Annotated in this window: 12 protein-coding genes; 10 read left to right on the top strand and 2 right to left on the bottom strand. The window is 71.8% G+C overall.

Annotation, left to right across the window (positions count from 1 at the left end; genetic code table 11):
- Window positions 1–2 precede the first annotated feature (2 nt).
- Genes OG338_RS29945 through OG338_RS29920 form a run of 6 tightly spaced genes read left to right on the top strand, consistent with a single transcriptional unit; the run spans window position 3 to window position 5,737 of the window.
- Window positions 3–476, top strand: a complete 474-nt coding sequence (locus tag OG338_RS29945; RefSeq protein ID WP_018105874.1) for a thioesterase family protein — start codon at window positions 3–5, stop codon at window positions 474–476.
- Window positions 473–1,018: a flavin reductase family protein gene (locus OG338_RS29940; protein ID WP_331741693.1), complete on the top strand. Its 546-nt coding sequence runs from the start codon at window positions 473–475 to the stop codon at window positions 1,016–1,018. The genes OG338_RS29945 and OG338_RS29940 overlap by 4 nt, the downstream gene beginning before the upstream one ends.
- Window positions 1,019–1,057: 39 nt before the next feature.
- Window positions 1,058–2,056: a DUF1702 family protein gene (locus tag OG338_RS29935; protein ID WP_331741689.1), complete on the top strand. Its 999-nt coding sequence runs from the start codon at window positions 1,058–1,060 to the stop codon at window positions 2,054–2,056.
- Window positions 2,057–2,058: 2 nt separating this feature from the next.
- Window positions 2,059–3,042 carry a DUF1702 family protein gene (locus OG338_RS29930; protein ID WP_331741686.1) on the top strand — a complete coding sequence of 328 codons (984 nt, stop codon included), beginning with the start codon at window positions 2,059–2,061 and terminating at the stop codon, window positions 3,040–3,042.
- Window positions 3,039–4,409 carry a cytochrome P450 gene (locus tag OG338_RS29925; RefSeq protein ID WP_331741683.1) on the top strand — a complete coding sequence of 457 codons (1,371 nt, stop codon included), beginning with the start codon at window positions 3,039–3,041 and terminating at the stop codon, window positions 4,407–4,409. The genes OG338_RS29930 and OG338_RS29925 overlap by 4 nt, the downstream gene beginning before the upstream one ends.
- A gap of 53 nt (window positions 4,410–4,462) precedes the next feature.
- Window positions 4,463–5,737: a cation:proton antiporter gene (locus OG338_RS29920; protein WP_331741680.1), complete on the top strand. Its 1,275-nt coding sequence runs from the start codon at window positions 4,463–4,465 to the stop codon at window positions 5,735–5,737.
- Window positions 5,738–5,813: 76 nt separating this feature from the next.
- Here the strand turns inward: OG338_RS29920 and OG338_RS29915 are convergent, their stop codons facing one another.
- Together OG338_RS29915 and OG338_RS29910 are read right to left on the bottom strand one after the other, a co-directional pair.
- Window positions 5,814–7,322, bottom strand: a complete 1,509-nt coding sequence (locus OG338_RS29915; protein WP_331741677.1) for a 4-hydroxyphenylacetate 3-hydroxylase N-terminal domain-containing protein — start codon at window positions 7,320–7,322, stop codon at window positions 5,814–5,816.
- Window positions 7,322–9,097 carry a non-ribosomal peptide synthetase gene (locus tag OG338_RS29910; protein ID WP_331741674.1) on the bottom strand — a complete coding sequence of 592 codons (1,776 nt, stop codon included), beginning with the start codon at window positions 9,095–9,097 and terminating at the stop codon, window positions 7,322–7,324. Before OG338_RS29910 ends, OG338_RS29915 begins: the two co-directional genes overlap by 1 nt.
- Window positions 9,098–9,340: 243 nt before the next feature.
- Between OG338_RS29910 and OG338_RS29905 the strand changes: the two genes are divergently transcribed.
- The 4 genes from OG338_RS29905 to OG338_RS29890 are packed head-to-tail and all read left to right on the top strand — an operon-like array spanning window position 9,341 to window position 13,026.
- Window positions 9,341–10,012 carry a class I SAM-dependent methyltransferase gene (locus OG338_RS29905; RefSeq protein WP_331742022.1) on the top strand — a complete coding sequence of 224 codons (672 nt, stop codon included), beginning with the start codon at window positions 9,341–9,343 and terminating at the stop codon, window positions 10,010–10,012.
- Between the two features lie 28 nt (window positions 10,013–10,040).
- Entirely contained in the window at window positions 10,041–10,952 is a 912-nt protein-coding gene (locus OG338_RS29900; RefSeq protein ID WP_331741672.1) for an acetaldehyde dehydrogenase (acetylating), read from the top strand.
- Window positions 10,949–11,995 (top strand): 4-hydroxy-2-oxovalerate aldolase, encoded by a 1,047-nt coding sequence (gene dmpG / locus OG338_RS29895; RefSeq protein WP_331741669.1) that lies wholly within the window; start codon window positions 10,949–10,951, stop codon window positions 11,993–11,995. Before OG338_RS29900 ends, dmpG begins: the two co-directional genes overlap by 4 nt.
- Entirely contained in the window at window positions 11,992–13,026 is a 1,035-nt protein-coding gene (locus OG338_RS29890; protein WP_331741666.1) for a beta-ketoacyl-ACP synthase III, read from the top strand. Before dmpG ends, OG338_RS29890 begins: the two co-directional genes overlap by 4 nt.
- Window positions 13,027–13,029: the final 3 nt, after the last annotated feature.

The following is a 13,029-nucleotide window of genomic DNA, read 5'->3' as shown; positions in this document are numbered from 1 at the left end:
CGATGTCGCCGTACTACGAGTACCGCCACCTGGTCGGGTTCGAGGACACCAACCTGGTCGGCAACGTCTACTACGTCAACTACCTGCGATGGCAGGGCCGGTGCCGGGAGATGTTCCTGCACGAGCGCGCGCCCGAAGTGCTCGCGGACATCCAGGACGACCTGAAGCTCTTCACCCTCAAGGTCGACTGCGAGTTCTTCGCGGAGATCACGGCGTTCGACGAGCTGTCCATCCGGATGCGCCTGGACGACCTGACCCAGACCCAGGTGGCCTTCAGCTTCGACTACGTCCGGGTGCGACCGGACGGGACCGAGGACCTCGTGGCCAGGGGGCGGCAACGGATCGCGTGCATGCGCGGCCCCAACGCGGACACCCGCCCGGCACGGGTGCCGGAGGCGCTGCGCAACGCGCTCGCGCCGTACGCCGCACCCGGGCAGGGGCAGCTCATCGGTACGACGAGCGGGGCCGGGGCATGACCCTCGTAGACCGGCTTTCCGCGGGCCCGCCGCCCGCGGCGGACCCGACGGGCCCGGACCTCGCACTCGGTGAACTGCGCGGTGTGCTGGGGCGCTTCGCCACCGGGGTCACCGTCCTCACCACGGGCCGGGACACCCCCCAGGGCATGACCGCGAACTCCTTCACCTCCGTCTCGCTCGAACCGCCGATGATCCTGGTGTGCGTCAAGCGCACGGCGGCGCTGCACGACGCCATCCTCACCGAGAAGGCGTTCGCGGTCTCGGTCCTGGCGGGCCATCAGCGGGATGTGGCCAAGTACTTCGCGGACCGCGGCAGGCCACGCGGCTCCCGTGAGTTCGAGACGGTCGACTTCACGCCGGGACAGCACACCGGGGCCCCCGTCCTGACCGACGCCCAGGCATGGCTGGAATGCGGCCTTGCGGCGGTGTACGACGGCGGTGACCATTCCATCTTCCTGGGCTCGGTGCTCGACATCGGGCGCGGGGAGACCGACGACCCGCTGCTGTATTTCGGCGGCGGATTCCACCAGTTGCCGGCCTGACCGGACCACCGAGACCGACCACCAAGGGAGAGCTGCCAGATGGCCACACCGCTCGGTTCGCTGCGTAGGGTCGTGCTCGCCCCTTCGCTGCACTCGGTCAGCTTCGCCGGCCGGAAGTTCCCCGTCACCCGGACCCCGGCCACGGACCGGCTGGAGATGATCCCCCAGTCGGTCGTCGTCGGATTCGAGTGGGGCATCGAGTCCCGGGGGACCGCGGAGGTGGAACAGCGGCTGGCGATGGTCGAACCCGAGATGCGGGGCTTCGCGTACGAGGGGGCCGCCATGGCGTTCACCGTGCGCGACGCGATACGCGGGCACCGGACCGGGGAGCTGATCCTCGGCTCCGGCCGCCCGCACTTCTTCCTGGCCTACATAGGCATCGGGTTCGCCATGGCGCGGCTGCCCCGCCCGCTGTGGCGCAAGATACTGCCCGACCTCAGCGACATCCCGTTCCACCCCACGATGAGCTGGCTGGCCGTCGACGGATACGGCTTCGACCTCGCGTACTTCCACACCGCGCGCTGGGTCGACCAGCAGCAGCGTCCCGCGCCCTACCCCTGGGACGGGCACCCCGGCTACTTCCTGCGTGCCGTCGACCAGGGCATCGGGCGGGCGCTGTGGTTCATCCACGGCGGCCGCCCGACCGCGGTGGCCGCAGCGGTGGCGCGGTTCGCCGAGGACCGGCGGGCCGACCTGTGGAGCGGCGTCGGTCTCGCCGCGGCCTTCGCGGGCGGCGCGACGGCCGCGGAGCTCGCCCGGATGCGGGACACGGCCGCCCGGGACGGCTACGCCGGGGACCTCGCGGTCGGCGCGGTGTTCGCCGTCAAGGCGCGGCACTACGCGGACTTCGTACCCGGGCACACGGTCGCGGCGGCGTCCGCACTGACCGGACTGGGCATCGAAGAAGCCGTGGACCTGGCCGACCGCACCGAGGTCGAGCGCACCGGCACCGGACCCGAGCCGCAATACGAGCTGTGGCGCCGGAACATCCGCACGCAGTGGCTGAGCACGGTCGTCACCCCTTCCCACGAGGAGTAGAAATGGCGAATCAGTTCGGCCGGCTCCGCAGCCGCCTGCTGACCCCGAGCATGAACGAGACGAAGCTGTCCACCCGAGGCTTCTACGAGAAGAGCCCCGAGGCGCGCGAACGGCTCGAAATGGTCGGCGAGTCCTTCCTGACCGGCTACGCCCACGCCGCCGCGTCCTCATCGACCGCGGACGCCGAAGCCGGGCTCGAAACCGTACCGGCGGAGTTCCGCGGGTTCGCGTACGAGGGGGCCGCGATGGGGATGGCGGTGCGTGACGGGCTGCCGATCGGCGGCAGCCGGCACGTGGAACGCTTCCTGGACGGCGAGGCGTCGAAGCACGCGTACATGGCCTACGTCGGAGTCGGCTGGGCCATGGCCCGGGTGCCGCGGTTCCGCTGGTCGCGGATGTACCTCGCCGACCCGCTGCTGTGCTGGCTCGCGCTCGACGGATACGGCTTCCACCAGGCGTACTTCCGCACCGACCAGTACGTCCACGGGCAGTATCAGGACCCCGGCTTCACCTGGCCCGGCGCCCCGCGCTCCCCGTACGCCAACCGGGTCATCGACCAAGGCGTCGGCCGCGCCGCCTGGTTCGTCGGCGGGACCGACGTCGAGCGGATCACCGCCCTGCTCGACGCGTTCCCCGAGGACCGGCACGCCGACCTCTACGCGGGGGCCGCCCTGGCCGCCACGTACGCCGGGGGCGTCGGCAAGGAGGAACTCCAGCTCTTCCTGGAGCGGTCCGGGAAGCACCGCCAGTGGGTCGCCCAGGGCTCCGCGTTCGCCGCCACCGCGCGCGTCGAGGCCGGGCTGGACAACGCCCACACCGCGCTGGCCACCGAGGTGCTGTGCGGCACCACCCCCGAGCAGGCCGTCGCCGTCTGCCGCGAGTCGCGGCCCGGCCCCGGCGCCGACCGGGACACGCCGGCCTACGAGATCTGGCGCTGCCGGATCGCCGAACGGCTCACCGCCGGCGCGGAGGGCCGGGCCCTGTGACCGCCACCCGGGCCGAAGCGACCGGGGCCCGGCGGGTCCCGCCCGGCCCCTCCCGGCTGGCCACCTTCAAGCTGCTCAACATGCTCCTGCGCGACCGGCTCGCGCTCATGCGCACGGCCGCGGACGGCTACGGCGATGCCGTCCGGGTCGCGATCGGCCCCAAGACGCTCTACTTCTTCAACCATCCCGACTACGCCAAATACGTGCTCGCCGACAACCCGGCGAACTACCACAAGGGCATCGGCCTGCACCAGGCCCGCCGGGCGCTCGGCGACGGACTGCTGACCAGCGAGGGCGAGCTGTGGCGGGAACAGCGCCGGGTGATCCAGCCCGCGTTCCAGGCCAAACGGATCGCGGCCCAGGCCGAGGTCGTGGCCGAGGAGGCGGCCCGGATGGTCGGCCGGCTGCGCTCCCGTACGGGTACCGGGCCGGTGGACATCACGGGCGAGATGACCGAGCTGACCCTCGGCGTGCTCGGGCGCACCCTGCTCGACGAGGATCTGAGCGGCCACACCTCGATCGGCCACGACTTCGAGGCCGTACAGGACCAGGCGATGTTCGAGGTCGTCACCCTGGGGGCGGTCCCGCAGTTCCTGCCGCTGCCCCAGCAGCTCCGCTTCCGCGCCGCCCGGGCCCGGTTGCAGAAGGTGACCGAGAAGCTGGCGGCGGACCGCGCGTCGCGCTCCGGCGGAGACACCGACGACGTGCTCTCCCGGCTGCTCGAATCCGTGCACGCCGAACAGGACCCGCGGGTCGCGCGGCGCAGGCTGCGCGACGAGCTGGTCACCCTGCTGCTCGCCGGGCACGAGACCACGGCCAGCACCCTCAGCTGGGCCTTCCACCTCATCGACCAGAACCCCGAGGTGGCCGAGCGGCTGCGCGACGAGGCCCGCAGCGTGCTCGGCGACCGGCTGCCGGAGTACGAGGACCTGCACCGGCTGACGTACACCTCCATGGTGGTGGAGGAGACCATGCGGCTCTACCCGCCGGTGTGGATGCTCTCCCGGATCGCCCAGGCCCCCGACGTCATCGCCGGCTACGGCATTCCCAAGGGCGCCGACGTGGTGGTGTGCCCCTACACGCTGCACCGGCACCCCGGGTTCTGGGAGCAGCCCGAACGCTTCGACCCCGAGCGCTTCGACCGGCGGCGACGGGCGCAGCGCCCCCGCTACGCGTACATCCCGTTCGGCGCCGGACCGCGGTTCTGCGTGGGGAACCACCTCGGGATGATGGAAGCGGTGTTCGTCATCGCGATGGTCATGCGTGAACTCCGCCTGGTGCTGCCGAAGGGCGCGTCCGTGGTGCCCGAGCCGATGCTCTCGCTGCGGGTACGCGGGGGCCTGCGGATGTCCGTGCGGAAAGCCTGACACCGGGCGGCCCGCTCTCCGGCCCGAAGCCGCACCCCGGGAGGTTTCTTGCCATGTCCAGCCCCCTTTCGCTCGTCCTGATCGCCGTTCCCGCGGTGGTGCTGGCCTGCCAGGCCGGCGGCTGGGCCGCCCGCCGCCTGGGGCAGCCGCCCGTGATCGGGGAGATGTCCGTCGGCATTCTGCTCGGCCCCTCCCTTCTCGGCTGGCTCGCCCCCGGCGTCCAGCACCTGCTGCTGCCGGCCGCCGTCCTGCCGTACACCTCCGTGCTCGGCAATCTCGCCCTGCTGGTCTTCCTCTTCCTCGTCGGACTCGAACTCGACCTGGCCTCGCTGCGCGCCAGCCGGCGTGCCGTCGCCTCCGTCGCGACCGGCAGCATGGCGCTGCCGCTCGTGCTCGGCACCGGCCTCGCCCTGGCGATGTTCCCGGTGCTCGCCCCGGACGGGGTGCGGCGCCTGCCGTTCGTCCTGTTCATCGCCACCGCGATGTCCATCACGGCCTTCCCCGTGCTCGCGCGGATTCTCACCGACAAGGGCCTGGCCGCCACCCGCCTGGGCACCTTCGCCCTCGCGTGCGCCGCCGCCGACGACGCGTTCGCCTGGTGCCTGCTCATCGCCGTCACCGCCCTGGCCACCGCCGGTTCCCCCGTGGACGCCCTCGTCGCCCTCGCCCTGACCGCCCTGCTCACCGCGGCGCTCGTGGCCGGGCGCGGTCTCGTGAAGCGGGCTCTGGCGCGTGCCGCCCGGGCCTCCGGCGAGCTGGTGACGGTCCTGCTGGTCGCCGGTCTGCTCCTGGCCGCGTGGGCCACCGACCGGATCGGAGTCCACCCCGCCTTCGGCGCGTTCCTGGCCGGTGCGACCCTGCCGCGCGGGCTGCCGGCCGTCGAACGCGGCGCGGCCCGCCTCCAGGCGGTGGTCGTGCCGGTGCTGCTGCCGCTGTTCTTCGTGGACATCGGCCTGCGCACGGACATCGCCGGGCTGCCCGGCAGCGAGTGGGGCTGGGTGGCGCTCATCCTGGCCGTCGCCATGACGGGCAAATGGCTCGGCGCCGCCGGAGCGGCCCGGCTGGCCGGCTGCGACTGGCGCTGGTCGGCGGCCATGGGCGCCCTGATGAACTGCCGCGGGATCACCGAGATCGTCGTGCTCGGCATCGGCCTGCAACTCGGCGTCATCTCGGACGACCTGTTCACGATGATGGTCCTCATGGCCGTCGTGTCCACCGCCGTCACGGCGCCCCTGCTCGACCGGCTCACCCGCAACGCCCCCGGCCTCACCGCCCCGGCCCCGCCCCGGGAAACCGTGCAGCCCGGCGATCCGGAAGCGGCGCGGTGACCCCGGGCACATCCGCGTACGGCAAAGGGCCCGCCCGCCGGATCACACCCGGCGGGCGGGCCCTCGCGCGTACCGGCTAGTCCCGTGCGAGGTCGGGCGCCAGCCAGCCGTCCAGGTCGTACTCGGCCAGACAGCGGTCGGCGAACTCGCGGTACCCGTCCAGCTTCCCGTCACCGATCTGGCCGCGCAGCAGCTCGATCCGGGTGTTCTCGTGGTTGCCGGTGTAGTTGCGCTCGTAGAGGTCGTGCCGGCCGCCGAACTCCGTGCCGATCGTGTCCCAGAGCAGCTTCATCACCTTGACCCGCTCCACCGAATCGACGCCGTGCGAGCCGCGCAGATAGGTGTCCAGATACGGCCGGATCTCCTCGTTGCGGAAGTCCTGCGCGCTGGACGGCAGATAGATCAGGCCGCTCGCGACGTCCTGCAGCACGATCTCCCGGACCCGGTTGTAGCCGACCTGGGAGAACCACCGGTACGCCATGACGTAGTCGGGATTCGGCAGCACCGCGCCGTCCCGCCATTCCACCGGATTGCGCGCCGCCGCGTCGGACAGCCCCCAGAAGAGGTTCCGCCAGGCGAGCACCTCGCCGAGCCGCGTCTGTACGCCGTGGAAGTCGGCGGCCCCGGTGATGTCCAGGGCCTTGGCCAGCAGGCCGGCCATGAACTCCAGCTTCACCGCCAGCCGGGTGCTGCCGTGGAACATGGCCCGCTCGACGAACCCGGAGTGCCCGCTGAACATGCCGACCTTGTTGACGTCCCCGTAGATGAACACGTTCTCCCATGGGATCAGCACCTTGTCCAGGACCAGGATGGAGTCGTTCTCGTCCAGCCGGGAGGACAGCGGGTAGTCGAACGGGCTGCCGGTCGACTCCGCCGCCGCGGAGTACGACTGGCGGCAGATCAGCTTCAGCCCGGGCGCGTCCATCGGCAGCGTGGCCGAGATGGCGAACTTGCGGTCCTTGACCGGCAGTCCGGTGTGGGCGACGAAGTTGTAGTGGGTGAGCGCCGAATTCGTCGCGACGACCTTCGCCCCGCTCACGACCACCCCGCTGTCGGTCTCCCGTTCGACGTGTACGAAGACGTCGCCGACCTCGTCCGGTGCCCGGTGCCGGTCCACCGGCGGGTTCACGATGGCGTGGTTCCAGTACAGGACCTTCTCCTGCGACTCCCGGTACCAGCGCCGCGCGTTGTCCGCGAACGGGTTGTAGAAGTCCGCGTTCGCGCCGAGCGTGCCCAGCAGCGAAGCCTTGTAGTCCGGGCTGCGCCCCATCCAGCCGTAGCTCAGCCTGGACCACGCCGCGATGGCCTGCTGGTCGGCGACCAGATCGGCCGCGCTGTGCGGGGTGGTGAAGAACCGGTGCGTGTAGCCCCCGGCGCCACCGGAGTCGGTGGCGGTGGTGAGCACACCTTGGTGCTCCGGGTCGTGCAGCGCGTCGTACAGCCGGGCGATCATCCGGGCCGGGTTGCGGAACGCCGGGTGCCGGGTGACGTCGGCCACCCGTTCGCCGTAGATGTACACCTCGCGGTCGTCGCGGATGCTTTCGAGGTATTCGGCACCGGTCAGCGGCCGGGTCGCCGCCGTCATCAGGAGGCCGCCGGGGCCGTCTGCGCGGCCCGTTTGCCGTCGATGTACGCCGCCAGCTCGGCCACCGTCGGGTGGTCGAACAGCTTGTTCACCGAGACGCCGACGCCGACCGCGGCGCCGATCCGGTTGCACAGCCGGATCGCCTGGAGCGACTGGCCCCCGAGCTCGAAGAAGTCGTCGTCGATCCCCACCTCGGACACCTCCAGCAGGGAGCCGAACATCGCGCACAGCTCCCGCTGGAGCGGCGTCTGCGGCGTCCGCGAGGCGACGACCTGGTCGAAGTCCGGTTCCGGCATGGCCTCGCGGTCCAGCTTGCCGTTGGCGGTCAGCGGCAGCGCGTCGAGCCGTACGAACGCCTTCGGCGTCATATAGCCGGGCAGCTTCGTCCGGGCGTGCGCCCGGACCGCCGCGAGGTCGAGCGTGCCCGTCCCGTCCACCACGTAGCAGACCAACTGCTTGGTCCCGTCCGCGCCCGCCCGCGCCAGGACCACGACCTGCGTCAGCCCCGGAAACGCGGCCAGCGCCGCCTCCACCTCGGCCAGATCGACCAGGAAGCCCAGGATCTTCACCTGGCCGTCCTCCCGGCCGGCGAACTCGACCGTGCCGTCGGCGGTCCGGCGGGCCATGTCACCGGTCCGGTACATGCGCGCACCCGGCGAGCCGTACGGATCGGCCACGAAGCGCTCGGCGGTCAGGCCGGCCTGGCCCTGGTAGCCGCGGGCGACGCCCTCGCCCGCGAGGTATATCTCGCCGATGGCACCGGCCGGCGCGGGGATCAGGTCCTCGTCCAGGATGTGGAGGCCGATGCCGGTGAAGGCGTCGCCCACCGGGACGGTCCTGCCGAGCTCCGTGTCGCGGGTGATCGCGAGGTGCGCCGAGAACACACTGCCCTCCGTCGCGCCGTACATCGCGCGGACGACGAGACCGGGGCAGGCGTCGAGCACCCGGCGGACGGCCACCGGAGAGATCACATCGCCGCCGGTGAGGACCTCGCGCACACCGGCCAGGGTCTCGGGGGCCTCCTCGGCGAACACCCGGAACAGCCCGGCGGTCATGTGGAGCCCGGTGATCTCGTACTTCTCGATCAGCTCCCGCAGCACCGAGGGCTCCACCCGGCCGGGGGGCGCGACGACCACCTGGCCCCCGTGCAACAGCGGCATCCAGATCTCGTACGCCGACACGTCGAAGGCGTACGGTGCCAACTGGAGGACGCGCGCATGCCGTTCGACGCTCCACTGGGGGTCCGTCAGAAGCCGCACCACATCCCGCTGGGTCACCGCGACACCCTTGGGCCGGCCGGTGGAACCCGAGGTGTGGATGACATAGGCCAACTGGTCCGGAAGCACGGACACCCGGGGGTCGTCCACGGGCTCCCCGGCGGTCTCCGGGCCGTGCACCGCGAGCACCGGCACCCGCTCGGGCAGGCCCGCCCGGCGCATCGCGTCGTCCACGAGCAGGAGTACGGGGCGGGCACGGTCGACGATCCACTGCCGCCGGTCCGCGGGGTCGTCCTCATGGACCGGTACGTAGACCCCGCCGGCCTTGAGGATCGCCAGCAGCGCGACCACCAGATCGGACGAGCGCGTCATCAGCACCCCGACGGGGTCCTCGCGGCCGACCCCCAGACCGGTCAGACGGCGCGCGAGCCGGTTCGCCCGGTGATCCAGCTCCCGATAACTCAGAGCGGTCCCCGTCGCGGCCTCGGACACGGCCGTCGCATGCGGTGTCCTGGCGACCTGCTCGGCGAACCGGGCGGGAATAGAAAAGGCTGTCATGTGCCACTCTCCGCATAGCTCTGTGTATTCCGCTGTCGTCATGAAGGAACATGCGCCGCACCCATGAGTCCGGTCTTCCGCATTTCTTCACCACCATGCCCAAGGCATCGGAGCGAATCGCCTCCGCGCTTGCTGTACACCGTTTCCGCTTGATCCGAAGCGCAACTTCGGAGACGTTGGCGACGGCCTTTCCTGGCACCATGAATGCCGGTCGTCCCCCATCGGTGCCACGAGGAGGAACCGGTGCTCGTTCATTTGGTGCTCGACGACGAGATCCAGCGATATGTACAGGACGTGTCGCTCCGCGAGGATGACATCGCCCGCGAGTTGCGTGCGGCGACCACCTCGCAGGTTTTCGAACACAACATGTCGGCCTCGCCCGAACAGGGACAGCTGCTGGCCTTCCTCGTCGGGCTGATATCCGCGAAGACCGTGGTCGAAGTCGGGGTGTTCACCGGATACAGCACGTTGTGCATGGCCCGTGCGCTCCCCTCGGACGGCCGCCTCATCGCCCTCGACTTCAACGAGGAGTGGGCCGACATCGGGCGCCCGTTCTGGGAGCGCGCCGGCGTGGCCGACCGCATCCGGCTGGAACTGCGCCCGGCGGTCCACACCCTGGACACGCTGCTGGCCGAGGGCGCGGCGGGCACCGTGGACCTCGCCTTCATCGACGCCGACAAGGAGGGCTACCCGCTCTACTTCGAGCGCTGCCTCGAACTGCTGCGGCCGGGCGGTCTGATGGTGATCGACAACGTCCTGCTGGCCGGCAGCGTCGCGCGCCCGGACGTCAGCGACCCCGAGACCGATTCCATGCGTGCGCTGAACTCCGCACTCCTGAAGGACGAGCGCGTCGAGTTGAGCATGCTTCCCGTCTTCGACGGCGTCACGCTGGCGTACAAGCGTGCCCGCGACTGAGACGCCCTCTTCGCGTCAGGAGCGACGAATGACCCACAACGGCTCCCGCGCCGCGGCCGGCCGGCTGTCCGCGGCGGTGCTCGGCACCGGCCTGATCGGCATCGACCTGATGGCCAAGATCATGCGTTCCGACCGTCTCGACCTGGGAATGGTCGCCGGCCGCGACGCGTCCGCGCCGGGCCTCCGGCGTACGGCGGCCCTGGGCGTGCCGGTCTCGGACCGGGGCGTGGAGGCCCTGGTCGACGCCGAACGCCCCTTCGACGTGGTCTTCGACGCCACCAGCGCGGCGGCCCACGCCCAGCACGTGGCGAAGCTCCTTCCGCTGGGCACGACGCTGGTCGACCTCACGCCGAGCCGGAACGGCCGGATGATCATCCCGACCGTCAACCGCGCGGACATCGCCGCCCACCGCGACCTCAGCATGGTGAGCTGCGGCGGCCAGGCGTCGGTGCCGGTCCTGCACGCGATTACCCGGGCGCACCGGATCGACTACATCGAAGTGGTCACCACATGCGCCACCCGCAGCATCGGCCGCGGGACCCGCATGAATCTCGACGAGTACGTCGAGACCACGCAGGAGGCGATCCGCGCCTTCACCGGCGTCAGGAACGTCAAGGTGATGCTCAACATCAGCCCCGCGCGGCCGCCGGCGCCCTTCCGGGTGGCGATGTCCCTGCTGGGCCCGGACCTCACCACCGAGTCCGTGTCCGCACTGGTGGCGGAAGCCGCGGACGAAGTGCGCTCCTATGCGGGCGGCTTCCGGGTGAACGCCTGCTCGGTGAACGACGGCAAGGCGTTCGTCTCCGTCGAGGTCACCTCGTCCGGGGACCGCATCCCCCGGTACGCCGGGAATCTCGACATCATCAACTCCGCCGCGATCCTGGTCGCGGAGAACTACGCGGCGGAACGGCTCTCGACGGCAGGCGTGGGTGAGTCATGACCGAGGCGACAGCACCGGAGACCCCGGGCAGGCCGATCCAGATCCACGACCCGAGCCTGCGGGACGGCCACCACGCCGTCCGGCACAGCCTCGGCGCCGACCAGCTGCGCGCGTACGCCCGGGCGGCGGACGCGGCACGCGTTCCGGTGGTCGAGGTCGGCCACGGCAACGGGCTGGGCGCGTCCTCGCTCCAGGTCGGACTCGCCCGGCTGGACGACGACGAGATGCTGTCCGTCACGCGCGAAGCCCTCACGCACAGCAAGCTCGGGGTCTTCCTGCTGCCGGGCTGGGGCACGGTCGAGGACATCAAGAGGGCCCTCGCCCACGAGGTCGATCTCGTGCGCATCGGAACGCACTGCACCGAGGCGACCCTCGCCGAACGGCACCTCGGCTTCCTGCGCGAACAGGGCGTCGAGGCGCACGGCGTCCTCCTGATGAGCCACATGGCCACCCCGGACCAGCTGGCCGAGGAATGCGCGCGGCTCGTCGGGTACGGGGCCACCGGGGTGGGCATCCTCGACTCCTCCGGCCACTACCTCCCGCCCGATGTCACCGAGCGCATCCGGGCCATCCGGGCCGCCGTCGACGTACCGGTGATGTTCCACGGCCACAACAACCTGGGCATGGCCGTGGCGAACTCCGTCGCGGCCGCCGACGCGGGCGCGGACATCCTGGACGCCTGCGCGAGGGGCTTCGGGGCCGGCGCGGGCAACACCCAGCTGGAGGTGCTGGTGCCGGTGCTGGAACGGCTCGGCTACCGGACCGGCATCGACCTGTACGGACTTCTGGACGCGGCGGACATCGCCGAGCGGGAACTGATGCCCGCGCCGCCCACGATCGACTCCCTCTCCGTCGTCAGCGGCCTGGCCGGGGTGTTCTCCGGCTTCAAGACCCGGGTGCTGGACATCGCCGCGCGCGAAGAGGTCGATCCGCGCGACGTCTTCTTCGAGCTGGGCAGGCGCCAGGCGGTCGCCGGTCAGGAGGACCTGATCATGGATGTCGCGCTGGCCCTGCGGGCCGCCGGGCAGGGGGACGGGACGTGACCGGTGCCCCGGGCGGTGGAGCGGAGCGGGCGGTCATCTGCGGGATCGGGCACCGGCTGCCGGACCGGATCGTCACCAGCGCCGAACTGGGCGAGCGCCTGGACACGCCCGAGGACTGGATCGTGGGACGGACCGGGATCTCCCGGCGCCGGTGGGTCGGGCCCGGCGAGGCGACCTCCGACCTCGCGGTCGGCGCGGGCCGGGCCGCCCTGAAGTCGGCGGGCGGCGGGCAGATCGACGCCGTGGTGCTGGCGACCACCACCCCGGACCGGCGCTGCCCGGCGACCGCGCCGGAAGTGGCGGCCCGGCTCGGCCTCGGCGAGGTCGCGGCCTTCGACGTCTCCGCCGTCTGTACGGGATTCCTCTACGGCCTGGCGACGGGGGCGGGTTTCCTCGCCGCGGGGCTCGCCGACCGGGTCCTGGTGATCGCCGCCGAAGCGTTCTCCACCCTGCTCGACCCGGACGACCGCACCACCCTGCCCATCTTCGGCGACGGGGCCGGCGCGGTGGTGCTGCGGCGCGGACGGGCCGACGAGCCGGGAGCCCTCGGCCCCCTGGTGCTGGGCAGCGACGGGGAGCGCGCCGACCTGATCACGGTCGGGGCGGGCGGTGCGCGGCACCCGTTCCCCGCCCCCGACGACGGATCGCGGTACTTCCGGATGCGGGGCCGCGAGGTCTTCCGGCAGTCGGTCGAGCGGATGAGCGCCGCCGCCGGCACCGCGCTGGACCGGGCCGGCTGGACGCTGGACGACGTCGACCGCGTCGTCACCCACCAGGCGAACGCGCGCGTCAGCGCCGCGCTGGCCGAACGGCTGGGCCTGCCCCGGGAGCTGTTCGCGCAGAACATCGGCGAGGTCGGCAACACCGCCGCCGCCTCGATCCCCGTCCTGCTCGCCCAGGCGGCGGCGGACGGAGGCGTCGAACCGGGCGGGCGGCTGCTGCTCCTCGCCTTCGGCGGCGGCCTCACCTGGGGCGCCACCACGCTGACCTGGCCCCATCTCGAACTCCACGATGCGCAGGGCATCGGGTAACCG

The sequence above is a fragment of the Streptomyces sp. NBC_00726 genome, assembly GCF_045161735.1.
Lineage (GTDB): Bacteria > Actinomycetota > Actinomycetes > Streptomycetales > Streptomycetaceae > Streptomyces.
This window is presented reverse-complemented; position numbering and strand designations above follow the sequence as displayed.

Bases quoted from the DNA above. Each gene is read 5' to 3' on its own strand.
- OG338_RS29930 (WP_331741686.1), top strand. From the start codon at position 2,059: ATGGCGAATCAGTTCGGCCGGCTCCGCAGCCGCCTGCTGACCCCGAGC.
- OG338_RS29920 (WP_331741680.1), top strand. From the start codon at position 4,463: ATGTCCAGCCCCCTTTCGCTCGTCCTGATCGCCGTTCCCGCGGTGGTG.
- OG338_RS29910 (WP_331741674.1), bottom strand. From the start codon at position 9,097: ATGACAGCCTTTTCTATTCCCGCCCGGTTCGCCGAGCAGGTCGCCAGG.
- OG338_RS29940 (WP_331741693.1), top strand. From the start codon at position 473: ATGACCCTCGTAGACCGGCTTTCCGCGGGCCCGCCGCCCGCGGCGGAC.
- OG338_RS29935 (WP_331741689.1), top strand. From the start codon at position 1,058: ATGGCCACACCGCTCGGTTCGCTGCGTAGGGTCGTGCTCGCCCCTTCG.
- OG338_RS29915 (WP_331741677.1), bottom strand. From the start codon at position 7,322: ATGACGGCGGCGACCCGGCCGCTGACCGGTGCCGAATACCTCGAAAGC.
- dmpG (WP_331741669.1), top strand. From the start codon at position 10,949: ATGACCGAGGCGACAGCACCGGAGACCCCGGGCAGGCCGATCCAGATC.
- OG338_RS29945 (WP_018105874.1), top strand. From the start codon at position 3: ATGTCGCCGTACTACGAGTACCGCCACCTGGTCGGGTTCGAGGACACC.
- OG338_RS29900 (WP_331741672.1), top strand. From the start codon at position 10,041: ATGACCCACAACGGCTCCCGCGCCGCGGCCGGCCGGCTGTCCGCGGCG.